At 55.4% G+C, this 24,661-nt stretch carries 21 protein-coding genes and 3 tRNA genes; 11 read left to right on the forward strand and 13 right to left on the reverse strand.

Translation table 11 applies throughout. The features are described from left to right. Nucleotides 1–211 precede the first annotated feature (211 nt). From PPTH39_RS09870 to PPTH39_RS09880, 3 genes are all read right to left on the reverse strand, one after another. Nucleotides 212–288 (reverse strand) — tRNA-Met (locus PPTH39_RS09870). Between the two features lie 161 nt (nucleotides 289–449). Beyond that, nucleotides 450–526 (reverse strand) — tRNA-Met (locus PPTH39_RS09875). A 193-nt stretch (nucleotides 527–719) separates the two neighbouring features. After that, nucleotides 720–796: transfer RNA gene (locus tag PPTH39_RS09880), tRNA-Met, on the reverse strand. Nucleotides 797–1,085: 289 nt separating this feature from the next. On the opposite strand from PPTH39_RS09880, the gene dinB reads away from it, so the two are divergent. Then, nucleotides 1,086–2,147, forward strand: coding sequence for a DNA polymerase IV (dinB, locus tag PPTH39_RS09885; RefSeq protein WP_130871918.1), 1,062 nt, complete (start codon nucleotides 1,086–1,088; stop codon nucleotides 2,145–2,147). 113 nt (nucleotides 2,148–2,260) lie between these two features. Here dinB and PPTH39_RS09890 read toward each other — a convergent pair whose 3' ends face one another. From PPTH39_RS09890 to PPTH39_RS09905, 4 genes are all read right to left on the reverse strand, one after another. Continuing rightward, a complete protein-coding gene (locus PPTH39_RS09890; RefSeq protein WP_095003346.1) occupies nucleotides 2,261–3,214 on the reverse strand; it encodes a hypothetical protein in 954 nt (317 codons plus the stop codon). A gap of 17 nt (nucleotides 3,215–3,231) precedes the next feature. Beyond that, the gene (locus PPTH39_RS09895) at nucleotides 3,232–4,947 is read right to left on the reverse strand and encodes a proline--tRNA ligase (RefSeq protein WP_095003347.1); all 1,716 of its coding nucleotides are present in this window, start codon (nucleotides 4,945–4,947) and stop codon (nucleotides 3,232–3,234) included. 103 nt (nucleotides 4,948–5,050) lie between these two features. After that, entirely contained in the window at nucleotides 5,051–6,595 is a 1,545-nt protein-coding gene (locus PPTH39_RS09900; protein WP_095003348.1) for an AmpG family muropeptide MFS transporter, read from the reverse strand. A gap of 42 nt (nucleotides 6,596–6,637) precedes the next feature. Beyond that, complete coding sequence (locus tag PPTH39_RS09905) at nucleotides 6,638–6,991, reverse strand: MGMT family protein (RefSeq protein WP_095003349.1); 354 nt, start codon at nucleotides 6,989–6,991, stop codon at nucleotides 6,638–6,640. A gap of 141 nt (nucleotides 6,992–7,132) precedes the next feature. Between PPTH39_RS09905 and PPTH39_RS09910 the strand changes: the two genes are divergently transcribed. Next, entirely contained in the window at nucleotides 7,133–8,146 is a 1,014-nt protein-coding gene (locus tag PPTH39_RS09910; protein WP_095003350.1) for a DUF481 domain-containing protein, read from the forward strand. 178 nt (nucleotides 8,147–8,324) lie between these two features. Here the strand turns inward: PPTH39_RS09910 and PPTH39_RS09915 are convergent, their stop codons facing one another. The 5 genes from PPTH39_RS09915 to PPTH39_RS09935 all read right to left on the reverse strand — a co-directional run bounded on the left by PPTH39_RS09915 (nucleotide 8,325) and on the right by PPTH39_RS09935 (nucleotide 14,850). Beyond that, nucleotides 8,325–9,314: a fimbrial protein gene (locus PPTH39_RS09915; protein WP_095019393.1), complete on the reverse strand. Its 990-nt coding sequence runs from the start codon at nucleotides 9,312–9,314 to the stop codon at nucleotides 8,325–8,327. A 10-nt stretch (nucleotides 9,315–9,324) separates the two neighbouring features. Beyond that, a complete protein-coding gene (locus tag PPTH39_RS09920) occupies nucleotides 9,325–11,916 on the reverse strand; it encodes a fimbria/pilus outer membrane usher protein (protein ID WP_130871919.1) in 2,592 nt (863 codons plus the stop codon). Nucleotides 11,917–12,015: 99 nt separating this feature from the next. After that, nucleotides 12,016–12,693, reverse strand: coding sequence for a fimbrial biogenesis chaperone (locus tag PPTH39_RS09925; protein ID WP_095003365.1), 678 nt, complete (start codon nucleotides 12,691–12,693; stop codon nucleotides 12,016–12,018). 93 nt (nucleotides 12,694–12,786) lie between these two features. Continuing rightward, nucleotides 12,787–13,308, reverse strand: coding sequence for a fimbrial protein (locus PPTH39_RS09930; RefSeq protein WP_095019395.1), 522 nt, complete (start codon nucleotides 13,306–13,308; stop codon nucleotides 12,787–12,789). A gap of 783 nt (nucleotides 13,309–14,091) precedes the next feature. Further along, nucleotides 14,092–14,850, reverse strand: coding sequence for an SDR family oxidoreductase (locus PPTH39_RS09935; RefSeq protein WP_095019396.1), 759 nt, complete (start codon nucleotides 14,848–14,850; stop codon nucleotides 14,092–14,094). Nucleotides 14,851–14,902: 52 nt separating this feature from the next. On the opposite strand from PPTH39_RS09935, the gene PPTH39_RS09940 reads away from it, so the two are divergent. From PPTH39_RS09940 to groL, 4 genes are all read left to right on the forward strand, one after another. Next, entirely contained in the window at nucleotides 14,903–15,628 is a 726-nt protein-coding gene (locus tag PPTH39_RS09940) for a HugZ family pyridoxamine 5'-phosphate oxidase (RefSeq protein ID WP_095003355.1), read from the forward strand. A 71-nt stretch (nucleotides 15,629–15,699) separates the two neighbouring features. Continuing rightward, on the forward strand, nucleotides 15,700–16,170 hold the full coding sequence (locus tag PPTH39_RS09945; protein ID WP_095003356.1) for an FxsA family protein: 471 nt from the start codon (nucleotides 15,700–15,702) through the stop codon (nucleotides 16,168–16,170). A 241-nt stretch (nucleotides 16,171–16,411) separates the two neighbouring features. Next, nucleotides 16,412–16,705: a co-chaperone GroES gene (locus PPTH39_RS09955; protein ID WP_016779794.1), complete on the forward strand. Its 294-nt coding sequence runs from the start codon at nucleotides 16,412–16,414 to the stop codon at nucleotides 16,703–16,705. A 49-nt stretch (nucleotides 16,706–16,754) separates the two neighbouring features. Further along, nucleotides 16,755–18,395, forward strand: a complete 1,641-nt coding sequence (gene groL, locus PPTH39_RS09960) for a chaperonin GroEL (RefSeq protein ID WP_016779795.1) — start codon at nucleotides 16,755–16,757, stop codon at nucleotides 18,393–18,395. A gap of 226 nt (nucleotides 18,396–18,621) precedes the next feature. Here the strand turns inward: groL and PPTH39_RS09965 are convergent, their stop codons facing one another. Then, the gene (locus PPTH39_RS09965; RefSeq protein ID WP_095020922.1) at nucleotides 18,622–20,571 is read right to left on the reverse strand and encodes an LTA synthase family protein; all 1,950 of its coding nucleotides are present in this window, start codon (nucleotides 20,569–20,571) and stop codon (nucleotides 18,622–18,624) included. A gap of 203 nt (nucleotides 20,572–20,774) precedes the next feature. Between PPTH39_RS09965 and colR the strand changes: the two genes are divergently transcribed. The 5 genes from colR (at nucleotide 20,775) to PPTH39_RS23710 (ending at nucleotide 24,546) form a co-directional block, all read left to right on the forward strand. Further along, entirely contained in the window at nucleotides 20,775–21,458 is a 684-nt protein-coding gene (colR, locus tag PPTH39_RS09970) for a two-component system response regulator ColR (protein ID WP_016779797.1), read from the forward strand. Then, a complete protein-coding gene (locus PPTH39_RS09975; protein WP_095003358.1) occupies nucleotides 21,448–22,728 on the forward strand; it encodes a sensor histidine kinase in 1,281 nt (426 codons plus the stop codon). Before colR ends, PPTH39_RS09975 begins: the two co-directional genes overlap by 11 nt. A 196-nt stretch (nucleotides 22,729–22,924) precedes the next feature. After that, a complete protein-coding gene (locus PPTH39_RS09980; RefSeq protein WP_130871921.1) occupies nucleotides 22,925–23,605 on the forward strand; it encodes a class I SAM-dependent methyltransferase in 681 nt (226 codons plus the stop codon). Nucleotides 23,606–23,608: 3 nt separating this feature from the next. Further along, the gene (locus PPTH39_RS09985) at nucleotides 23,609–24,325 is read left to right on the forward strand and encodes a lipopolysaccharide kinase InaA family protein (RefSeq protein WP_130871922.1); all 717 of its coding nucleotides are present in this window, start codon (nucleotides 23,609–23,611) and stop codon (nucleotides 24,323–24,325) included. Then, the gene (locus tag PPTH39_RS23710; protein ID WP_095003361.1) at nucleotides 24,325–24,546 is read left to right on the forward strand and encodes a hypothetical protein; all 222 of its coding nucleotides are present in this window, start codon (nucleotides 24,325–24,327) and stop codon (nucleotides 24,544–24,546) included. Before PPTH39_RS09985 ends, PPTH39_RS23710 begins: the two co-directional genes overlap by 1 nt. The last annotated feature ends 115 nt before the right edge of the window (nucleotides 24,547–24,661 follow it).

Raw genomic sequence — 24,661 nt, forward strand, 5'->3', positions numbered from 1 at the left:
TTACCAATCCTTTTGGTCAAAATATTTCTAAATGTGTTCAGCCGTTTGCCTGAGGTTCAGGATTGGTCTGAGAAAAAAGGGTAATTGTTGGCGGACAGCATAGATGAACGGACTTTCAGAAATATGACGTTTAATGTCAATAAACGCTTGCCCCTGACTTTTCGAGCGCGCACAAAAAAGGCCACTCTTTCGAGTAGCCTTTTTTGATGTTTGGTTGCGGGAGCCGGATTTGAACCGACGACCTTCGGGTTATGAGCCCGACGAGCTACCAGACTGCTCCATCCCGCGTCTGTGTGGTGGATTCTACAGCGAATCGTTAAGGTGTCAACCCTTAAATCACGTAACCGCTTGAAATACCCGGTTTTAATCCATTCTCTGCATTTGGCAGGAGGAGGGCAAAAACACCCGGGCACAAAAAAGGCCACTCTTTCGAGCAGCCTTTTAATGTTTGGTTGCGGGAGCCGGATTTGAACCGACGACCTTCGGGTTATGAGCCCGACGAGCTACCAGACTGCTCCATCCCGCGTCTGTGGGGCGCACTTTACAGTGATGGGCGGGGGAGTCAACCTTTAATGTATAAATGAGTTAAATAAGATCAAAGCTGGCATTGATTTTGGATATGGGCAGTTCGGTCCGTAGCAGCTGCTACGGGGTGGGTGGCAGCACAAAACACACGCGCACAAAAAAGGCCACTCTTTCGAGTAGCCTTTTTCGATGTTTGGTTGCGGGAGCCGGATTTGAACCGACGACCTTCGGGTTATGAGCCCGACGAGCTACCAGACTGCTCCATCCCGCGTCTGTGGGGTGGATTCTACAGCGATACGCTGGGCTGTCAAACGTTAATTTATAAAAATTCGTTATGCGTCAATTGCTTAGCTAGAAAATACAGCTATAAAAAGACCTGCAGGCCCTGTTCCGTATGGGGTGTAGCTCTATTGAGGGTAGAGATTCGATTGAAAAAAACAATTCAGCTGCGATTTTTCCCGCGTCTGTCGGGGAGAATCAAGACTACTGGTGCTATATACAGTTCGCGGTGACATACTTGCGCCGAGTATTGCCTACCTCCTTGAAGAACACCGCCTTACATGACGCAGCGCAAAATCATCCACGTCGACTGTGACTGTTTCTATGCCGCTATTGAGATGCGTGATGACCCGAGCCTGGCAAACAAGCCGATGGCTGTCGGGGGCTCGGCTGATCGGCGCGGGGTCATCTCGACCTGTAATTATGAAGCTCGGGCTTATGGCGTGCGCTCGGCAATGGCGTCCCGGCATGCGCTCAAGCTGTGCCCGGACCTGGTTATCGTCAACGGCAGGATGGATGCTTATAAAGAAGCGTCCAGAGAGATTCACGGCATCTTGCGCGACTACACCGAGCTGATTGAGCCGCTGTCTCTGGATGAAGCCTATCTGGATGTATCCGACAGCCCGCATTTTGCCGGCAGTGCCACGCGCATAGCTCAGGACATCCGCCGGCGCGTTTCCAATCAGTTGCATATCACGGTGTCGGCCGGGGTGGCCCCCAACAAGTTTCTGGCCAAAATTGCCAGTGACTGGCGCAAGCCCAACGGCTTGTTCGTGATCACCCCTGATCAGGTTGATGATTTCGTGTCTGCCTTGCCGGTCAATAAGCTGCATGGCGTGGGCAAAGTCACGGCGGACAAGCTTGGGCGCCTGGGTATCGAAACCTGCCTGCAACTGCGTGATTGGAACAAACTGGCTCTGGTGCGGGAATTCGGCAGTTTTGGTGAGCGGTTGTGGGGGTTGGCGCAGGGGATTGATGAGCGTCCGGTGCAAAGTGACAGTCGGCGTCAGTCAGTCAGCGTGGAAAACACTTACGATACTGACCTGCCAGATCTGGCCTCTTGCCTGGAGAAACTCCCGGAGTTGCTAGAGACCCTGAACCGGCGTATTGGCCGTATCGACAGCAGTTATCGCCCCGGCAAGCCGTTTGTCAAAGTGAAGTTCCATGACTTTACCCAGACCACGCTGGAGCAGTCCGGTGCCGGGCGCGACCTTGAGAGTTATCAGGGGTTGTTGAGCCAGGCGTTTGCGCGCGGTGCCAGGCCCGTGCGATTGCTCGGGCTGGGCGTGCGTTTGCATGATTTGAACAGTGGTTTTGAGCAGATGGAGCTGTTCAAGGGGTAGGCTGGTTTGCTGGTTGGGGGAGCGGGCTTGCTCGCGATGCTGGCGTGCGGTCTGTCAGGAAAACCGCAGCGATATCATCGCGAGCAAGCCCGCTCCCACATGTCAGAGTTGCGTCAACTGACGCCGGGATCCGCTACCAGTCTCCCGGCATTTTTGGTCAAGGATTGAAGAAATTCACGTTGCAGCTCAGGATCGTTGCGCGTGAGTTCGATCAGACTTTGTTCCAGTTCGCTGGCTTCTTCTTCCAGCCCCAGTTCCGACAGGCGTTTGACCCGATGTACCCATTGGTTGACGTCGTCACCCTCCAGGTCGTCGTAGATCAGGTTATGTGCTTCGAGCAGCTTGCCACGCAGGTGACTGCTGATCGACAGGGTCGAATCGGAATGGGTTTCGTCCTGGGCGTCTTCCACCATGATGGTCAGCTTGCCGACGTGATTGAGATCCTGTTCGGCAAAAGGGCTGTCCAGCAGGTTGAGGCGCAGCACGCCATTGCGGTCTGTGGTCAGCTCGTGGGTCTGTTTGCCAGCCTTGATCACCACCGGGCGTTCGGCCCAGGGCAGGCTTGAATATTCCAGGCGCTTGTCACGCTGAACATCATCAATCCCCGCCAGGTTCTGCTCGGCGCGGCCATGGGACTGCACGTTCATCGCCGGGTTTACCCCTGCAAAGCCGTAGTTGATCCAGTCTTTGGTCACGCTGTCAGGCAGTTGCCCGAACATGAACACATTAAGCACATTGGCACCTACCCCGGCGACAATAGCCACCGCGCCCAACGGAATCTCGTAGACTTCGCGCCAGGGTTGGTATGGGGTGTAGCGGTCGTAATGACGTGTGACATCGAACTCGGTGACCTCGAAGGTCTTCTGTTCATTGATGCGCACACGACGTTGCGGCAGCTCAAGCACAGTTGGCGAGCCGACATCGATCTGCAGGCTGTGGGCGAGCAGTTTGCGCTCGATGCGTTCCTCGTGCTCGCTGCGTTGCGACATGTGATTGGCACAGCCGCTCAGCAGCAGGGCGCCGCACATGGCGGCGCCCCCGAGGGTCAAGGTGTTTCGAGTGAACATGGCGTCTCTATCTGGTTTCAGCGAGCGATACGGGCCTGAAGGAAGGCAAGCACATCAGCAACGGGCAGGGCTTGCGGCTCTGCTTCGGTGCGGCTCTTGTATTCCAGATTGCCTTCAGCCAGGCCACGGTCGCTGACCACGATCCGGTGCGGGATGCCGATCAGTTCCATGTCTGCGAACTTGATGCCGGGGCTGGTTTTCTTGTCGCGATCGTCCAGCAGCACTTCAAAGCCAGCTGCAGTCAGTTCGGCATAGAGCGTGTCGGTAGCTTCACGTACGGCTTCGGTTTCGTAGCGCAGCGGTACCAGGGCAACCTGGAACGGGGCCAGGGCATCGCTCCAGATAATGCCACGCTCGTCGTTGTTCTGCTCGATGGCTGCGGCAACCACGCGGGAAACACCAATGCCGTAGCAGCCCATGGCCAGGGTGACCGGCTTGCCGTTTTCGCCCAGTACCTGGCACTTCATGGCTTCGCTGTACTTGGTGCCCAGCTGGAAGATGTGACCCACTTCGATACCGCGCTTGATTTCCAGCGTGCCTTTGCCGTCCGGGCTAGGGTCGCCGGCCACCACGTTGCGCAGGTCGGCAACGGTCGGTACTGGCAGGTCGCGCTCCCAGTTCACGCCGAAGTAGTGTTTGTCGTCGATATTGGCACCCACACCGAAGTCGCTCATCAGCTCGACCGAGCGATCAATGATGCATGGCAGTGGCAGGTTCAGCGGGCCCAGAGAGCCAGCGCCGGCGCCGATGGCGTCACGCAGTTCGGCATCCGAGGCCATGACCAGCGGGCTGTGCACCAGCGGATGGTTGGCAGCCTTGATTTCGTTGAGTTCGTGATCGCCACGGATCACCAGAGCGATCAGTTTGCCAGCTTCGGCGGCGTGAACGATCAGGGTCTTGACGGTTTTCTCGATTGGCAGGTCATAGCCATCAACCAATTGCGCGATGGTCTTGGCATCCGGTGTGTCGACCAGGCGCAGCTCCTGGGTGGCAGCAGGGCGCGAAGTTTCGGCGGGTACGGCTTCGGCTTTTTCGATGTTGGCCGCGTAGTCGGAACCATTGCTGAACACGATATCGTCTTCGCCGGATTCAGCCAGAACGTGGAACTCGTGGGAGCCGGCACCGCCGATGGAGCCGTTGTCGGCTTCAACCGGGCGGAAGTTCAGGCCCAGGCGGGTGAACACGTTGCAGTAGGCCTGGTGCATACGGTCATAGGTGACCTGCAGCGAAGCGGTGTCTGCGTGGAAGGAGTAGGCGTCCTTCATGATGAATTCGCGGCCGCGCATCAAGCCGAAGCGCGGGCGGATTTCGTCACGGAATTTGGTCTGGATCTGGTACAGGTTGATTGGCAGCTGTTTGTAGCTGTTCAACTCGTTGCGGCACAGGTCGGTGATCACTTCTTCGTGGGTCGGGCCCACGCAGAACTCGCGACCGTGGCGGTCTTTAAGGCGCAACAGTTCAGGGCCGTACTCTTCCCAACGGCCGGACTCCTGCCACAACTCAGCTGGCTGGATACTCGGCATCAGCACTTCCAGAGCGCCTGCAGCGTTCATTTCTTCGCGAACAATGGCTTCGGCCTTGCGCATGATCCGCAGGCCCATGGGCAGCCAGGTGTAGAGGCCCGAAGCAAGTTTGCGAATCATGCCTGCGCGCAGCATCAGCTGATGGCTGATAACGACCGCATCTGAAGGCGTTTCTTTCTGTGTGGCGAGCAAATATTGACTGGTGCGCATGGTTAGCCGGTGCCGTTGCTGATGACTAGAAATGACTCGGCATTGTACGGGCGAGATCTGCCTGCGTACAGGGCGGGCGGGGGAGGTGTGCTCCCCCTCGTGTTTATTGGGCCTTTTCCAGGTCGACAACGGGCTTTTGCCGGGCCCGGCGGCTCTCCTGATACCAGTGCAAGGCAATCAGCAGCAGCGTCGGGATGCCCATCACCGCGGTAATGATAAAGAAGTTGTGATAACCGAACTTCTCGACCATGACCCCCGAGTAACCGCCCATCAAGCGCGGTAGCAGCAGCATGATCGAGCTGAGCAGGGCGTACTGGGTGGCGGAGAATTTGAGGTTGGTCAGACTGGACAGGTAGGCTACGAATGCTGAGGTGGCGAGGCCGGAGCTGAAGTTGTCGAGGGAAATGGTGACAATCAGCATCTGCAGGTTCGGGCCCATATCGGCCAGCAACATGAACAGCAGGTTGGTGCCTGCCGATGCTGCACCACCGATCAACAGAATTGGCAAAATGCCGAAACGCACGATCAACAAGCCGCCCATGCCCGCACCGACAAGGGTCATGATCAGGCCGAAAATCTTGCTGACACCGGCAATCTGATCCTTGGTGAAACCCTGGTCGATATAGAACACGTTGGCCATTACGCCCATGACCGTGTCCGACATGCGGTAAGTGGCAATCAACCCCAGCAGTAGCAGGGCTTGCCAGCGATACCGAACGATAAAGTCATTAACCGGGGTCAGAACCGGAGCCAGGCCGCGTCGTCCGATGGATGAAAGGCACAACACGGTGAGCAGGGTGTACAGGATGGCGCGTAGAAACGCCCGGTCTTCCAGTATCAGGTTCAGCGGGCTGACCCCTTCAAACAACACGCCAGCAAAATCGGTGTTGTAGAGCTGGGTGAACATGGCCGGGACAGATACCAGCAGTACGATCAGTACAAAAACTGACGCCAGCTGATGGCCAAAGCTGTAGCGCCCGGCCGACAGCTGGGTGCGCAACGGTACCGGCGGTTCGCGCATAAACAGGGTGGTGAGCAGTGCGGGGACCATCAGCAGGCCGAACAGCACGTAGGTGCCGGTCCAGGCCGAATGTTTGTAGTTGAAGCCCGTCGAACCGAAGCCTTCGGCAAAGAACAGGGCGCCCGCCGTGGCCAGCAGGGCCGCTACGCGATAACCGGACATGTAACTGGCGGCGAGCGCGGCCTGCCGGTTGTCTTCGGCGATTTCCAGGCGATAGGCATCGACGGCAATGTCCTGGGTCGCCGAAGCGAAAGACACTACAACCGCAATGGCAATCAGCCAGGACAGATGTTTTTGCGGGTCACAAAAGCCCATGCCGATCAGGCCCAGGATAACCAGTGACTGTGACAGCACCAGCCATGAGCGTCGCCGGCCAAGTTTGCCGAGTAATGGCAGGCGCCATTGGTCCAGCAGCGGCGACCACACCCATTTGAAGGCGTATGCCAGCCCGATCAGGCTGGCATAGCCAATGGTTTCGCGGGCCACACCGGCTTCGCGCAACCAGACGGAAAGGGTTGAAAACACCAGCATGTACGGCAAGCCGGCGGCAAAACCGAGCAGCAACAGCACTAGGGTCGAGGGGCTGGAATACGCAGCTAGCGCTTCGCGCCAGGTTTTACGGGGCATGGACTGGAGTCTGCCTCTGGTTGCGGAAACAAAGGGCGCACTCTAACCGCAGTGCTCTATCTGGCGCCAGCCATGGCGTCGCATATCCACGCGATTATTCATGATGCTCAAGCCTTCTGCCCGCAAACGCGCGCGCTGTTCATCACCAGACGGGCTACCTGCAGGCAGACTGATACGACCACCGGCGGCGAGCACCCGGTGCCACGGCAGGCGTGTATCGTCGGGGAGCTGGCTGAGCGTTCGCCCAACCCAGCGCGCTGCGCGACCCAGACCCGCCGCTTCGGCGAGTTGCCCGTAAGTAACCACGTAACCTGCAGGCACCATCATCAAGGTTGAATACAGCGCCGTGCGCCGAATCTCGGCGGGAGTTTGAAGAATGTCTGGCAGTGTATTCAAGGGACACTTCTGGTCAAGATGGGGGTTGTTACAGAACTATAGAATGAACTCCGGCACAATGAGTCGGTCTTTCTTCCTCAAGGGCGTATCCATCCGGATAATGCCGGCATTCTTCCGTTTTTCTGAGTTTCGCATCCGCTTATGTTGTCCAGAACCCTGTTGTGCCTTGTTGTCATGTGCCTTGCTGCGCCCGTGTTTGCCGATACGGTGTGGTTGAAAAACGGCGACCGCCTGAGCGGCAAGATCAAAGTCTTTGATGGCGGCAAATTACTGATTCAGACCGAGTATGCGGGGGCCGTGCCCATTGACTGGAAGCAGGTCAAGACCCTGGAAAGTGATCAGGAATTGCTGGTCAAGCAGGATGCCTGGACCGGTGAAAAGGCCAAGTCATTGCAGGCGGCCGAAGACGGCAGCGTAACCCTGGTCAACGGTGAAGCACCGAAAACCGTAGCTCTGGCCAGTATCCAGCAACTCATCAAGCCCAAACCGCTGGTCGAAGACATGGTCTGGAAAGGCAATGTCGATGTGGCGATGGACTACAAACGGGCGGACAAGGATACCGACGACTACGATCTCGATTTCAAGACCACTGCCCGCCACGGCGCCTGGCGTCATCACGCAGAGGGTGAGTACAACCGCGAGTTTCAGAACGATGTGGTAACCACGGATAACTGGACTGCTGAGTACGCGCTGGATTACTTCATCAGCGACAAGTGGTACTGGCAAGGTCGTTTGACCTATAACCGCGACCGGGTGGAAGACATTTCCCGTCAGCGAACAGTCGGTACCGGCCCCGGCTACCAGTTCTGGGATGACGAATTGGGCGCATTCTCGCTGGGCTCACTGCTCAATCGCACTGATTACGAATACTCTGACGGTAAGAAAGACAACTTCTACTCGCTGGCCATGAAGTGGGATTACAACCGTTACCTGATGGGCAAAACAGTCTCGTTTTTTACCAATGGTGAATTGGGCAAGTCGCTGGAAGGGGAGTCGGACTACAGTCTCGATTCCGAAATCGGCTTGCGTTACAAGGTCACGGAATGGGCATCGCTGAATCTAAAGGCCGAGAAAGACCTGATTGGCAGCTCGAGTGGCTCTGATAACGCCCTCAACAAGACCCGCTATACCGTAGGGTTTGGCGTGGTCTGGTAGTAAAACCGTACGGCATGACTTGAGAGGGCGGGCTTGGATCTTGTGGGGAATCAGAAAACACCCATTTGAATTCCAAGGATGTTGAAATTCACCAATGCCTGCCTCATTAGAGGCAGGGCTCTCCCTCAAAAACTAAGGTTCTGACCTGATATCTAGATGCAACCATCGACTTAAGGTATCAGTTGTAGGTCAGGGTAAATGTTGCCGTGCTGTTTGCCACGCCACCACTTACGCTTGCGCCGGTCTGATAATACCGGGCCGTCAGTGGGATTGAGTAGTTGCCGTCGTTCGTGACGGTCCCTACGGTAATATTAGTCGCCAGCTTTACAGGCGTACTGTTGTGAAGTAATTGTAAACCTATGCCCTTGGCCATGGTCCCGGAAGGGGTGGAGTTCAGCGCCAATACACCCTCGACGGCAGACGCATGGGGGCTGCCGTCCAGTTTGACCTGTACACGAGTGTTTGCATCGCAATTTAGCTCTATGGCGAATGGTGTTTCGGCGGCGACGCTACCGGGCCCAGTAAAAGTGCTCATCGGTATTCCATCGCCCATCGGAACGTTGATGGAAGCGCTGGTGACGGAGCAGGCAACGGGAACAATAGTATTAACGCCCACTAATGTGATGTTGGCGGTATAGAAGTTTCCAACAATGGACGCTCTGGCAATTCTTCCGGTGGTAAGAGTTCCTGCTCCTACGGCACCCGCCTTTGTTTTGATAAGTCTTACACGCATACCGCGGGGGATTGAAATATAATTGTTGGCGCCTAGGGGTTCGTCGTACGGTACGATGTAAGTGTTTGATTCATTATTTGTACTTATCCCGACCCCGTCAATATTGGTGTTGTATATTCGGTTTGCCAGGGGGCTCAGGACAGTAAATATTTCATTTGTCCAGCGGTATGTCCAACTCGTGTTGCACCCGAAAAAGGGATAGGAACTATGATATGGGCCGGTGCTTATTGTCGCCAATACGGTGCCAGCAGGACTGTCCCGCTGAACAATGATAGAACCAAAATTGATATCTTTTCTTATTTCTGAAGTGGCCCCGTTATAGAAAGAACAACTGGCTGTGGCGATGTTCGAAAAGGCAAGAATGAACAATCCGAAAGTAGCGTGACCTCTATGTTTTACGATAAGGTCACTGGCTTTATATTTGGCAAGAGTCATGGTTTTCCGCCTATTGACAGATGCTTGAAAGGGAGCTGATGGCGGGGGTGGCGTTTTGCTCTACAAGCAGCTCAGGCAAGATGAAGTGTGACGTGCATTGCTGGCCAGATTTATCCCCCCATTTTACATGCAGTGCTCCGGACTGCGGCACACCGCTGAGGTATACCTCGCCCTCCAGGCCGACAACGCCCTCATTATTAGAATGAGTTGAGTTCTCCAGCAGTGTCGCGGTAGCGCCAAAAGGTACGGGCTTGCCGCCGTGACTCAAAGAAATCAATACACGCTTGCCAACACGAGTCTTAAAGTCTGCCAATACAAGCGCACCTTTGGTAGGAATCACCGTTTTGGTATTGATCTCAATATCAACGTCGTCAGTGAGTGTTGCGGTGTCAAGCGCTACCCGGTTTTTTCGGTATGTACTGAGATAGGGCACGACAGCATAACCACGCGAGTCGGTTTTTACACCGGTAGTATTCTTTACTTTGGCACCGGCTGCGTCAGGTGCCCGAACCAAGGCCATGGTTTCACCATGTTGTTGTGAAGGCGTGACACCATAAGGGTGGGCTACAATACCGCCTTGCAAGTTGTAATTGACTTGCTGTGATCGGGTGTCGTAGTTATAATCAATCCTGGCTTCTCCATAAGTGCCTTTGTAGTTTGCGTTGGCATTACCGCTACTGCCGACACCTTGGTTTGCGTACCGCTGTTGAATACTGTAGCTCAGGTTGTTGTCTGCCAGTGCGGTGCCGCTCAGGCCTACGTCATGAGCGCTGCTGCCTTGCTTGCTGGCGTTGAAATTGTAACTGGCCCAACTGTTAGGGAGTGTCTTGCCCAAAGGGAACTGAACTTTGAAGGAAAGTTGCTGATCTTTGTTGTTGCGTCCAGTATCAAGCGGTGTCTGGGTGAAAGTATACGCCAAGCCGTAGTTGATGCTGCGGTAACTGAGGTCATAACCTGCCGTCAGGCTGCGTTCATATTTGTTTTGACGCCAGAAGCTTTGCTGGTATCCATTAAGATAGAAGTTTCCTTTGTCTCCAAAAGATTGGTTGATGCTGAGCTGCGTCTTGCTGCGTTTAGTGCTGGTTCCGCGCCAATTATTGAAGTTGTCGGGGTCAATTTCGTTGGCTTCCTGAAAGTCGTAGTAGCCGCTGGTGGAGTAGCGATATCCAGCCAACGTAAAGGTAGTGTCAGTGGTGTTAATGGTTTTTGAATAGAGGAAGCGGTAAGACTGCCCTTGATGGCTGGACCCGTTGCGTAGTTTGGCGTGTGCCTGTGTAGCATCCACAGATACCGCCCCCCAACCTTCCAGCGTATGGCCAATACCAACAGTCGTTGCATTATATTTTCCAGATGCCAGTAAGCCACCATAGAGGGTGTAGTCATAGGGCAGTCCGTAAATCAGCGTGCTTTGCATAAAACTTGGTTTGCTGGCTGCGCTGGCGTTGGAACGATATTGTCCTGCAGTCACTGAATACTTCAGGCGCCCTTCACGTAGCATTACAGGTACCGCAGAAAATGATTGAGTTGAAAGGCGTACGGTGCCATCACTTTCGGTGATTGCAATTTCCAAGTCACCACTGGAGGACGTGGGATACAAGTCAGTGATTGTGAACGCACCCGCCGAGACATAGGTTTGATAAATAATGTAGCCATTTTGTCGCACGGTGACCTGGGCATTACTCTGGGCAATGCCTCGAACAACGGGTGCAAACCCTTTCAGACTGTCAGGGTACATGTTGTCGTCCGAATTTAATTGAATACCGCGGTATAGCACACTGTTGAAAACGTCACTGGGCGTTGAGCTGTCACCCAACGTCAGTTGCCCCTTTAGTGACTGAATATCCTTTTGCGCATAAGTGTCGAGGTTCTGCCAGTTGTTATTTCCGTTACGTGAATTATACGTAGAATAATTACGCAGCCTCCACGCGCCCAAGTTCAGGCCGCTGCGTAAATTTAAATAATAGCTGTCGTTTGTCTTTGAGCGATTATTGCTATTATTATTGAGCGTGTTGGAGCCGCTGAAACTATAGTTCAACAGTGCAGCCGAAAGGCCTTGATCCCATAGCTGAGGATCCACGTAGCCATGAGCCTGGCTTGTGAGTGCGGCTTGGGGGATGCTGATATCCAGCCGCTGCAGTTTGAAATCGAACCGGCTGCTGGCATAGGGGATGTAGTCTGACAATGTACTGATTGCGCTTGTTGAGGGCAGTTGCTGCAAGGCCGGGAAAGCTTCCAGCTTGACCCCCATCTCCTGGAGTTGAGGTGAGGTCAGTTCGGGTTGAAGTGTTCCAGCGATACTCACAAAGTTTACGTCTCGATGGGCTACCCGATTATCATTTAGATATATATCGACACTGTATAGACCTGGTAGTTGCCCGCCCTGGTTGGCGAAGTACTCTAGGTCGATGGGCTTTTGTCCAGGATCACCCATTTCCAGAGCGTGGGGGTTGAAGTATTCCTGCGCAAAAGCTGAAGAGGGCTGGAAGGCGAGTTCTAATGTTGCGGGTATGCTGATCAATAAAGTCAGGTGAGTGCAGTGCAAGAGTGGCGCACGCTGGCGCACCTGGAATTTAAGGGCCTGGTAGAAAGGGGCTTTTTGCATGCGAACGACCTCGATACGACTGCAGTGAAACTCAGTCGCTATCGCTTGGCTGTGTGAAGTTTAGGGTGGCCTGGACAATAAAGTATGCAAAGTACCTGGCTACTGCAGTGCGGCACTTGCGGTGGGGGAAACTCCGCCATAATCGTTGATGGCTTGCCAGCTGACAGGTCCGGTCGCGTCGGGAGGAATCTCCCAGCTGAGCGTTTTTTGTGGGGCAACCATACCGGCATTTTGTATTTCTTTATCTCCCACGCGGACGTGAAAAAAAGAAACATGATACGGCGTTGGATTGTTAACTTTTAGCTGCCTGCCCTGGCGAGTAAAGGTCAATGCCTTGTAAGCTTCGGTCGCATCACCAGGGAGACCAGTAGGACGATAAAAAACCTTGATTCGACTTTTGACCGAAATTTGTAACTGGTTGGAATCGCTTTTCTCCGAGGCTGATATTGTTTTTACATTCACCCAGAATGCCGACTCTTTATCGGCGGGTAACTGCCCTCCCGTATGAATGATGCGCAGGGTGTTTTCTTGGTCTGCGTCAAGGCGAAAGAGGGGCGGCGTTATGATAAAGGGGGCTTTGTTGCTGTCGTGCAGGTTTTCTACCCAGGACTGAATCAGATAAGGCTCTGACGTTCCAGTATTGCTTACCGAGAAGGAAGAGTCTTTTCTTGCGGTGTCATAAATAACTCGAGTGCCTCCTATTACCACTCCCGCCGAAGCAGTATGAGTCAGGCTGGCGAGAGTTAGAGTAATACAGATGGACGTGAGCCATTGCATTGTGTGGTTTTCCTCAAGGTGCCTACCCCTTGCAAGGGGTGGGCACAGGTTGTCAGTACGCATTGAAATTACTCAATGCACGGTGAGTGGGGGCTAGTTGTAGTTGATAGTGAAGTCTGTGCTGCCGTTAGCCGGACCTGAAGTGACCGCCTTGGTAGCCATGTACTTGGCATAAAAAGTAAAGGTAGTGTCACTGGTGGTGGACAGCGTGCTGCTGGTGGAGCTTGTGCCGATCGGAATTTGTGTTGAGGCATCTTTTTCATACAGTGCGATGCCTACACCGGTCGCAACACCTGGCTCAGTCGTAAGTTTCAGGATGCTTGAATTGTCACTGTCTGTGGGGCCGTCGAACTTTACGGTGGCCGTGCTGACGGTAGAAGGGCAACTGGTCAATACGATATCGAATTTAGTGGGTGACGAAGTAACACCGGCGGTGCTCAAGCTGCTCGTGGTGACAGAATTAAGTGGGACTGTCTGAGTGCCAGTCGCTGGCGTCACTGTGCATGCCGCGCTGAGAATAGTGCCCGTAAAGTTGATTGTTCCGTCCGCAGCATTAGCGATGCTTGCAATAGAGGAACCTGTCAGCAGTGTAAGAGCGATGATTTTAATTCGCATGCAGTTATTTCTCATGTCGTTTAGTTAAGTGTGTGGATAGTGCAATATATGAGGTGTTCCTGTTTTGCTGTTAAATTCTGTTACTCTTGTTGGGTGGAGGTTATGTCGCCTTGAATTCCTGGTTGACATCACAGTTTCTCTTTTAAGAGATACTGTGCGGTAGCTGCTTGGGTGTGTATGTTCGTTGTTTGGCTTTTAAATGCTATATGGGCATTTGCTATTGTTCTTGTAAGAGTTTTCTGAGAGGTTGCTGTGGCTAGACTATATAGCCGCTCACAGCAAAACCCCGGCATGAATGCCTGATATAACGGTCATGCCTGCGATGCCAGAGAAAAATAAGACCAATACCTGCATCGGCTACTGTATCAATCAGGTTTGCTCGAATATTCCCGGGATCAAGCCGCAGTAAAATTCCGCCTCAATCCAACAAGTGCGGGCTCGGGTATTGCGGGGCTATGAACTGCGCCTGGAGAGCGGTGGTGATAGGTGGGCAGCGCTAGTCACCCCCACCTTGAACATCGATTTAGCAAGCGTTGTGATTATCGGAGCAACGTTCAGTTCGAGCGAGAGCGTCGAGTGAAAGACTCGGCCGGCAAGGTGTTTGTTATCCGATTTTGATGTGTCGAAAGCCTGTGAATTGGCTTTCTTGGCGGTTTACCGCTTAGTCCGGCATCTGACAGCTTTGCGCTGACGCACTCCGAACGAGGAGAACGGTGAGGCCTGGATTGGGCGTCCAGGCCGTTTCATGATTGAACCCAAGCCTATCTTTGCGGGAGGTGATGCCTAGATCCGCAACCCGCCATCCAGTTCCAGAATGCGCCCGGTGTAGTAGTCGTTTTCAAAAATGTACGCTGCCGAATGAGCGATTTCTTCAACCTTGCCCATGCGCTTGAGCGGAATGCCCGAGGTCATTTTTTCAAGGGCTTCGGGTTTCATGCCCAGGGTCATTTCGGTTTCGATAAAGCCCGGTGCAATCCCGGCTACACGAATGCCGTAACGCGACAGTTCCCTGGCCCAGGTCACGGTGGCAGCAGCAACCCCGGCCTTGGCCGCCGAGTAGTTGGTCTGGCCGACATTGCCGGCACGGGAGATCGACGAGATATTGATGATCGCGCCCTCGCTGTTGAGCTCGATCATTTTCGCCGCTACCTCACGGGTGCACAGGAAAACTCCGGTCAGGTTGACATCAATTACCGCTTGCCATTGCGCCAGGCTCATCTTGGTCATAACGCCATCCTTGACCTTGAGCAGCAGGCCGTCACGCAAAATGCCGGCGTTGTTGACCAGGCCGTTGATCGCACCAAAATCTTCTGCAATTTGACCAACGGTTTGCGTAACCTGTTCTTCGTCAGCGACGTTGCACAGGTAGGCTCGGGCCTCGACGCCGTGCGCCTGGCAGGCTGCCACCGCCAGTTCGAGTTTTTCCGGGTTGAGGTCGACCAGTGCCAGTTTGGCGCCCTTGGCTGCCAGGTACTCGGCCATGGCGCGACCCAGCCCCTGGCAGCCGCCAGTGATAATGATTACTTTGTCTTTAAGTTGCATGAGTGCCCTGATCTCGACCGTTATCTACGGATTTTTATTAAGGAGTCATAAGTTGAGCGTTGAAGCTGCCAAGCATGCCCGAGAATTACTGCTCAAGGAATACCGTGGCGCCCTGGCTACCCAGTCCAAGGCCATGCCGGGATTTCCCTTCGGCTCCGTGGTGCCTTATTGCCTGGATGAGCTGGGGAGGCCACTGATCCTGATCAGCCGCATCGCCCAGCACACCCACAACCTGCGCAAGGATCCCAAGTGTTCACTGATGGTGGGGGAGCGGGGCGCTGAAGAGGTGCAGGCTGTTGGCCGTCTTACCGTGCTGGCCGAAGCCGTGCAATTGAGCGATCCCGCAGCCATTGAAGCCGCAGCCGAGCGTTACTACCGCTACTTTCCCGAGGCGAAGGGCTATGACACTGCCCATGATTTCGATTTCTGGGTGCTCAACCCGGTTCGTCATCGCTACATAGGCGGTTTTGGTGCCATCCACTGGCTGGACCAGGTCACGCTGGCAAACCCTTTCGCCGGGCAGGTCGAGGTGCGGATGGTCGAGCATATGAACAGCGATCACGCCAATGCCATTGAACACTACGTCAAACTGACCGGCCTGCCGCAAACAGCGCCAGCTATGCTGGTGGGCATCGACAGCGAAGGCATGCACCTGCGCATCGGCGAAGGCGTGCACTGGTTGGCTTTTCCGGAGCCTTGCAACACTTCGACACAGGTGCGCGAAGCCTTGGTTTTGCTGGCCCGTGCCAGTGAGTGGCCGAAAAAACAGACGGTCTGACCTTGAATTTGCACAAGCGCGCCGTCATCTAGTCTTGGTTGGAAGATATTCTTCCGGAGAGGAATCATTTGATGCGCGCTTTTCTATTGCTCTTTCTGTTGTTTCCAGTGCTAGAGCTGTACGTCTTTTTCAAGGTCAGCACCGCCATAGGGTTTTTCCCCGCGTTGCTGCTGATCATTGCCGGCTCCATGCTGGGTGTTCTGGTCGTTCGCGTCGCAGGCTTGGCCACGGCGCTCAAAGCGCGCGAAAGCCTGAATCGCGGCGAGCTGCCTGCTCAGCAAATGCTTGAAGGCCTGATGCTGGCGCTGGGTGGTGGACTGTTGGTTCTGCCTGGTTTTATCAGCGATGCGGCCGGTCTGTTGTTGCTGTTCCCGCCAGTTCGCCGGTTTCTGGTCAACCGCCTGCGCAAGCGTGCTGAAGAACAGGCCATCCGCCAGCGTGCGTTTGCCGAAGACTTCGAAGCCGCACGACCACGTGCCCATCAGCCTTTGGGGCGTGAGCCCAATGTGATCGAAGGCGAGTTCGAGCATCGCGATAAATAAGGCTTTGGCGTTATCAACACGGCACCTTGGGTGCCGTGTCTGTTTCAAGTGGCACGCCAGGTTAAAAATTTCGTGGGCGTGCCCTTGTAATAAGTGGATGCGCCCTTATGTAACGGACACCGCAGGGTTTTACTGGCAACAGCAAAATCCCAACCGCGAATCGCACCCGGCATTTCCGGACTTGTAAACCCAGCCGGTATTGACACCGGCCGATGAACACCTCAATTAGGAGAGATCGACAATGAAGCTTCGTCCTCTGCATGACCGCGTCGTAATCCGTCGCAGCGAAGAAGAAAAGAAAACCGCTGGTGGTATCGTTCTGCCGGGTTCTGCTGCTGAAAAAGCTAACAGCGGTGAAGTGATCGCCGTTGGTACGGGTCGCGTTCTGGACAACGGTGAAGTGCGTGCACTGGCCGTTAAAGTGGGTGACAAGGTTGTGTTCGGCCCTTACTCCGGCAGCAACACTGTAAAAGTCGACGGCGAAGACCTGTTGGTTATGGCTGAGAACGAGATTCTCGCTGTAATTGAAGGCTGATTTCCCGCTCCTTTTCCCGTTACTACAAAGTATTTAAGGAAGAACGAACATGGCTGCTAAAGAAGTTAAATTCGGCGACTCCGCCCGCAAAAAAATGTTGGCTGGTGTAAACGTCCTGGCTGACGCAGTAAAAGCGACCCTGGGCCCTAAAGGCCGTAACGTGATCATCGAGAAGAGCTTCGGCGCTCCGACCATCACCAAGGACGGCGTGTCCGTTGCAAAAGAAATCGAGCTGAAAGACCGCTTCGAAAACATGGGCGCGCAGCTGGTTAAAGACGTTGCCTCCCGTGCCAACGATGACGCTGGTGACGGTACTACCACTGCAACCGTTCTGGCTCAGTCGATCGTCAACGAAGGCCTGAAAGCCGTCGCTGCCGGCATGAACCCGATGGACCTGAAGCGCGGTATCGACAAAGCGACCATCGCTATCGTCAAAGAACTGCGTCAACTGGCCAAGCCATGCGCTGACGGCAAGGCAATTGCCCAGGTTGGTACCATTTCTGCCAACTCCGACAGCTCCATCGGCGAAATCATTGCCGAAGCCATGGAAAAAGTCGGTAAAGAAGGCGTGATCACCGTTGAAGAAGGCTCGGGCCTGGAAAACGAACTGTCTGTTGTTGAAGGCATGCAGTTCGACCGTGGCTACCTGTCCCCTTACTTCGTGAACAAGCCAGACACCATGGTGGCTGAGCTGGACGGCCCGCTGATCCTGTTGGTTGACAAAAAGATCTCCAACATCCGCGAAATGCTGCCAGTTCTGGAAGCCGTTGCAAAAGCCGGCCGTCCACTGCTGATCGTGGCTGAAGACGTTGAAGGCGAAGCCCTGGCGACTCTGGTTGTGAACAACATGCGCGGTATCGTTAAAGTCGCTGCTGTCAAAGCACCAGGCTTCGGTGACCGTCGTAAAGCAATGCTGCAGGACATCGCTGTTCTGACTGGCGGTACCGTAATCTCCGAAGAGATCGGCCTGAGCCTGGAAAGCACTACCCTGGAGCACCTGGGTAACGCCAAGCGCGTGATCCTGTCCAAAGAAAACACCACCATCATCGATGGTGCTGGCAACGATGCGGACATCCAGGCGCGTGTTACTCAGATCCGTGCTCAAGTGGCTGATACCACTTCGGACTACGACCGTGAAAAACTGCAAGAGCGTCTGGCCAAGCTGTCTGGCGGCGTTGCAGTGATCAAGGTTGGCGCTGGTTCCGAAGTAGAAATGAAAGAGAAGAAAGCCCGCGTTGAAGACGCTCTGCACGCTACTCGTGCAGCCGTTGAAGAAGGCGTGGTACCTGGCGGTGGCGTGGCACTGGTTCGCGCTCTGCAAGCCATCTCCGAACTGAAAGGCGACAACGCTGATCAGAACGTGGGTATTGCTCTGCTGCGTCGTGCTGTTGAAGCACCTCTGCGCCAGATCGTTGCCAACTCCGGTGATGAGCCAAGCGTAGTTGTCGACAAAGTGAAGCAGGGTTCGGGTAACTACGGTTACAACGCAGCCACTGGTGAATACGGCGACATGATCGAAATGGGTATCCTTGACCCGGCTAAAGTGACTCGTTCGGCTCTGCAAGCGGCTTCGTCGATTGCCAGCCTGATGATCACCACTGAGGCGATGATCGCTGAGATCCAGGAAGACAAACCAGCTGGCGGCATGCCAGACATGGGCGGCATGGGTGGTATGGGCGGCATGATGTAAGCCAGCCTTACCCCGCTACGCAAAAGCCCCGCCTGAGTAATCAGGCGGGGCTTTTTTGTAGGTCTGTTAAAAGCCCCTCACCCTAGCCCTCTCCCAGAGGGAGAGGGGCTTGACCGAGCCGATGCAGGATTCAACTCAATGCATTCAGGCTGTAGAGGGGCTGGGGTTTGCCCCAATCAGCCCCCTCTCCCTATGGGAGAGGGTTGGGGTGAGGGTCGTGGGTCAATTAGCGTTCTGAAACCTGCACATGTCCCTTTTGCGCCGGCTTCCAGCCCAGCAACTGCTGCTTGAAGCCATGACTGGCACCCTGGTAGTAGGCTATTGCCCGCTCAATCAGCGGATCAGTCGCCGCTACCCGCGATTCAATACTGGTGCTCAGCGCATCATCATGGCGGCGCAGCCCCTGACGCGGGCTGAGAATGGCCAGGTCTTTGCCGTCAAACAAGCCCAGGTGCTGGTAGTTGCCCACGACCACGCGCGGCGGCAGCGGGTTGTCCTGCAACAGGTTGCGGCCAAAGAAGGTCGACTGGTAATCCAGGTTCAGCAAGCCGAGCAAGGTGGGCGCCAGGTCGATCTGGCTGGCCAGTTGCGAGTTTTCACGGGCGTCGATCAACTTGGGCGCATAGATAAACAGCGGGATCTGATAGTTGGTGATCGGCAAGTCTTCCTTGCCGGCACTGCCCGCCGTGTGGTCGGCAACGAAGACGAAAATCGTATTGTCGAACCACGGCTTTTTGCGCGCATCGTTGAGGAATTGGCCGATGGCGTAGTCGGTGTATTTCACTGCGCCGTCGCGGCCGTTACCCGATTTGATGTCGATCCGGCCCTCAGGGTAGGTGTAAGGACGGTGGTTGGAGGTCGTCATCAGTTGCAACAAAAACGGTTTTTGTTGCGCGTAATTGGCATCGGCCAGTTTCAGGGTTTCGCGGTACAAGTCTTCGTCAGCCATGCCCCACGCATTTTTGAAGTGGATATCGGCCTCATTAACGCTGCTTTGGTCGACCACGCGGTAGCCGTTACCGCTGAAGAAGGCGTTCATATTGTCGAAGTAACCGCGCCCGCCATAGACGAACACGCTGTCATAGCCCACGCCATTGAGCTGCTGGCCCAGGCTCGCAAAGCCGCTTTCACGGCCGATACGCTTGACGATTGAACGCCCGGGCGTCGGCGGAATGGCCAGGGTAATGGCTTCCAGGCCCCGGTCGGTACGCGTGCCGGTGGCATAAAAGTTGTTGAAGTACAGGCTCTCTTTACGCAGCTGATCCAGATTCGGCGTCAGGTTGCGGCCATCACCGTTGCTGCCCAGGTACTTGGCACTGAGGCTTTCGATGGTCACCAGTACGATATTGGGCTGGCGCACAGCACCCGGGTTATCGATGTTGCGGCGGATATCCAGTGGGTCCTGGCCCACAAAGGTGGCGTTGGGCTCGGTCAGTTCGGCGCGCAACTGTTTGGCCACTACATCGGTGGGCAGGCTGGCGTAAAACTGCTGGTAGTCCAGCTCGTTGTTACGGAATGCGGCGAAGAACTGGTAAGGGCCATTGCTCGCCAGTTCATGCTGGTAGGCGTTGCCGCCCTGACCGCGCGGGCTGTCCTGGTCGAGCAGTTGCAGGCTCAGGCCCGCTACCAGCAGCAGGCCTGCAAAGGTGGCGATACGTCCACCCAGTGTCGGTAGCTCGGCATTCATGGCCGCATTGAACGGTTTACGCACTATCAGGCTCAATACAATGGCAGCCAGGGCGATGGCGCTGAGCAGGATGCCGATTGGATAGGATTCCAGTACGTTATTCAGCACTTCATCGGAGTAGACCAGGTAGTCCACGGCGATAAAGTTGAAACGCACGCCGAACTCATCCCAGAACAGCCACTCGGCCACGCCAGTAAAAAGCATGGCAAACAAGCTGACCGTCAGCAGGCCCTGCAGGAACCACTGGTGGCCGCGGCGACGCCACAGGGCTGGTGGGCATAACAGCAGATAGCCCCCCAGCGGCACGGCGGCATAGGCTAGAAAGCCAAGGTCGTAGAGCAAACCAATGCCAAACACGGGCAGCCAGTTGTTGCCGGCCTCTCCCAGGTGTGTAACTAGCAGAACGCCTCGGGTGATTAGAAAGGTCGCCAGCCAACAGCCAGTCAACAGCAGGAGATAGCGCATAGGCGCGGTGTGCAGCAGACGCATTAGTTGTTTTTCCTTAAACGCGGGGGTGCGAAAGTGTGCCGGCGCCACTGTATTGAGTTTGTGAACCGACAGTAAAAAAAATGTCATTTATGTGAGAGTCGTAACTAAATTGTCTGAGCGCCCTGTGGTGCTGGCCCTGCGGGGTTCTTGGCCTTAAGCTGCGCGGGCCAAGACGGCCGTAACTGTGAACGGAGAGAGTGCCCATGCGAATTCTATTGGTTGAAGACAACCGCGATATCCTCGCCAACCTTGCCGACTACCTGGGTCTCAAGGGCTATACCGTTGACTGTGCGCAAGATGGTTTGTCGGGCCTGCACCTGGCGGCCACCGAGCATTACGACCTGATTGTGCTCGATATCATGTTGCCCGGCATCGACGGCTACACCCTGTGCAAGCGCCTGCGTGAAGATGCCCGTCGCGATACCCCGGTGATCATGCTGACCGCCCGCGACCAGTTGGATGACCGCCTGCAAGGCTTCAAGTCAGGTGCCGATGACTATTTGCTAAAACCCTTTGCCCTGTCCGAGCTGGCTGCCCGCATCGAGGCGGTTTTGCGTCGTGCCCAGGGCGGCGGGCGACGCGAACTGCAGGTCGGCGAGTTGCGTTACGACCTCGATACCCTGGAAGTGACACGCGAAGGCCGTCTGCTCAAGCTCAATCCGGTGGGCTTGAAATTGCTGGCGGTACTCATGCAGAAAAGCCCCCATGTATTGCGCCGCGAAGTGCTGGAAGAAGCCTTGTGGGGCGATGATTGCCCGGACAGCGACAGCCTGCGCAGCCACGTCCACCAATTGCGTCAGGTCATCGACAAGCCGTTCGACAAGCCTCTGTTGCACACCGTACATGGCGTGGGCTATCGCCTCGCCGAGGTTCGTGATGGAGTTTAGGCAAAGTCTTTCCCAGCGGATCATCATCGCTTTTGCATTGATGAGCGCGCTGGTGGCAGGGACATTCGCTGTGGGCATTATTGCCACCGTGCACCTGGTCGAAGAAAAACTCATATCGGCAGGGCTGGGCGGGGATTTGCAGCGCCTGTTGCTGATGGACAACGGCGCGGAGTGGAACCATCGCCCCAAGCCGAGCCAGCTGTTTTATTTCAGTGGCGGGCGTGGCGACTTTGCCCTGCCCAAGGATCTGCGTCATCTGGATCCGGGCTTTCATGAAGTGTTCCGTGACCAGTTGTCGTATCACGCGATGGTAGAAGTGGTCGATGGCCGGCGTTATGTCCTGCTGCAAGACCAGAGCGATTTTGAAGAGCGCGAGCGCGTGTTGTTTGCTGTGGTCGCCGTCGGTTTTGTCCTGGCGCTGGCGCTGGCGGTGTTCCTGGGTTGGACCCTGGCGCGGCGGGTGATGGCTCCGGTTATCCGTCTGGCACGCCAGGTCCGCCATCGCGATCAGTTACTGGGGCTGGCGCCGCCGTTGGCCCCGGATTATGCGGCCGATGAAGTGGGCGAGCTGGCAGTGGCGTTCGATGCCACGCTGGGTCGGTTGCGCGACACCCTGACCCGCGAGCGTTTGTTCACCAGTGATGTCAGTCACGAGCTGCGTACTCCGCTGATGGTGCTGGCCAGTTCCTGCGAGCTGTTGCTGGAAAGCCCGTCGCTGGATCAGCGCAGTCGTTCACAGGTCGAGCGTATTTCCCGTGCCTGTGAGGAAATGCGCGAACTGGTGCAAACCTTCCTCATGCTGGCCCGTGCCCAGCATGAGGATGCCAACATGTCGCCTACGGTGACCTTGACTACCGTGGCCGAAGGCCTGATCAGCCTGTGGCGCGAGCCGATTGAAGCTAAGGGTCTTGAGCTGATCTACGACCCCGGCAATCCGCTGGATACCCGTTATAACGCCACTTTCCTGCATGCAGTCATGGGCAACTTGTTGCGCAATGCCTTGCACTACACCGACAGCGGGTTTATCCGGCTGACCCTGGAACCCAGCGGTTTTGTGGTGGAAGACAGCGGCGTGGGCATCCCTGAAGAAAAGCGCCAGGCGATGTTTCAGCCCTTTGTGCGCGGCAGCGAAAAACGCGGTGAAGGCCTGGGGCTTGGCCTGTCACTGGTGCAGCGCATCTGCGATAGCCAGGGCTGGCGGGTCACACTGACCACCATGGAGCCAAATGGCTGCCGTTTTCGTGTCGAGCTTGGTCCGGCCGAGGTTTGAAGTCTTTTCTGCGGCCTGCGTTCTGCAGGCCGCACACCCCGAAAGTCTGGGCGTAAGTGGCCCTGCGCCAGTACTTTCAACCTGTAAAACCTTGAAATGTTTGTATGAATGGTCTGACAGAATTTTCACCTGTCCATGACCTGATGCACACGTCCCGCTGATTAAGGTAGTGCTCATTAGCTTCTGGAGCACTTGCATGAACTCGGTCATCAAACTCAAATTTTCTGAAAAGTACGACCAGCATCACGCTACGCAATACCTGATCAAGCATCAGGACGGCCTGGCCCGACGTTTGTCGCACAAGCGCGATGAACAATTGGCGCGTCGCGCTTTGCAGCTGGCAGGCGAACCTCAGGTCGTTCTCGATTTGCCTTGTGGCGCGGGCCGTTTCTGGCCGTTGCTGGCACAAATGCCAAGCCGCGAGATCATCGGTGCCGATAACTCGGCGTCCATGCTGGAGGTGGCATCTTTGGCCCAACCCGCCGACGTAGTGAAACGGGTACGGCGCTTGCAGATGTCAGCTTTTGAAATAGATTTGCCTGACAACTCGGTTGACAGTGTTTTTTGCATGCGCTTGTTGCACCACATTGGCGATGCAAGCCACCGGATGGCTCTATTACGGGAGCTTCATCGCGTTAGCCGGGACAGTGTGATTATCTCGTTGTGGGTAGATGGCAATTTTAAGGCCTGGAAACGCAAGCGTCTCGAGCGTCAACGCGCTGCAGAGGCAGATCAATACGGTTACCAAAATCGTTTTGTGTTACCTGCTGCTACAGTGGAGGCGGAATTCAAAAAGGCAGGTTTCACCGTTCAGGACCATTTGGACTTTATTCCGCTCTATGCGATGTGGCGGGTTTACGTATTACGAAAGAGATAACTCATGACCGTTGATTTTGTACAGCAATCCCCCTCTGCGACTGAAGACCCATTCGAGTTTTACTGGAATCAGCAAGGCGAATGGGTTGAAGAGCCCAATCAGCGTCGTGGTGGCGAGAGTGGTGTACAACGGATTCATGATGGTGAAGGGCGCTTGCTCTACGCCAAACGACAGGTGGGGCATACCTACCGTAGCTGGCGTTACCCGCTGGGTCGCCCGACGGTGTTGCGTGAACAGGATGCGTTGCTGGCCTTGAGCGCTTTGTCGGTTGGTGTGCCGGAGCTGGTGTACGGCGGAGCGCAACAAGCAACAGACAAGCAATGGCGTGCATTGCTGGTGACCGTGGGCCTGGAAGGCTTTGTTGAAATCGATAACTGGTACGCCGCCGGTGAGCGCGAGCGCTGCGGTGAAGCGGTACATGACCGAGTGCTTGAAGCGATAGGCCATACCTTGGCTCGTATGCACCTGGGCCGTTGGCAGCACGGCTGCCTGTACGCCAAACATGTCTTTGTACGGGTGACGGGGCAGGGCGAGGGAGCCGAGGTTGACGTGGCTTTGCTGGACCTGGAAAAAAGTCGGCAACGCCTGACGGCCCAAAAAGCCGCTTCCCACGATCTTAAACAACTGCGGCGCCATTCGTCGTGGAGTGCTACAGAGTGGGACAGACTGATCTACTTTTATAAAACAGTGTTTGGCAGCGCTATCAAAGGTTTACGGTGATGAAGCGAGAAATAGCACGAAGTTTGTTTCTGCTGGGTGCCCTGGTCATTGCTGGCGTGGCGTTTGCCGCTTGGGAACAGCCTGTGACTCGAGTGTTGAGCGGGGCCCAAATAGGGGCTCATTGTCCGTTGCCGCGCGTGGTCAAAGCTGCGGTAGCAACCCGGCCCGACCACGACCTGTTGCTGTTTATGTTTGGAATGAGCCAGGGGCTGAAGAAGTAGTAGCCAAGTCCCTGTAGCAGTTGACGAGCCGTGCGAGGCTACGTCCGGCTGCGCAGCAGTCGTAAAGCCATCCAGCGTTGGTGTATCTGATACACCGTGATCTTTGGGTTTACGA

This window comes from Pseudomonas bubulae (assembly GCF_900618535.1).
In the GTDB taxonomy this organism is placed as follows: domain Bacteria; phylum Pseudomonadota; class Gammaproteobacteria; order Pseudomonadales; family Pseudomonadaceae; genus Aquipseudomonas; species Aquipseudomonas bubulae.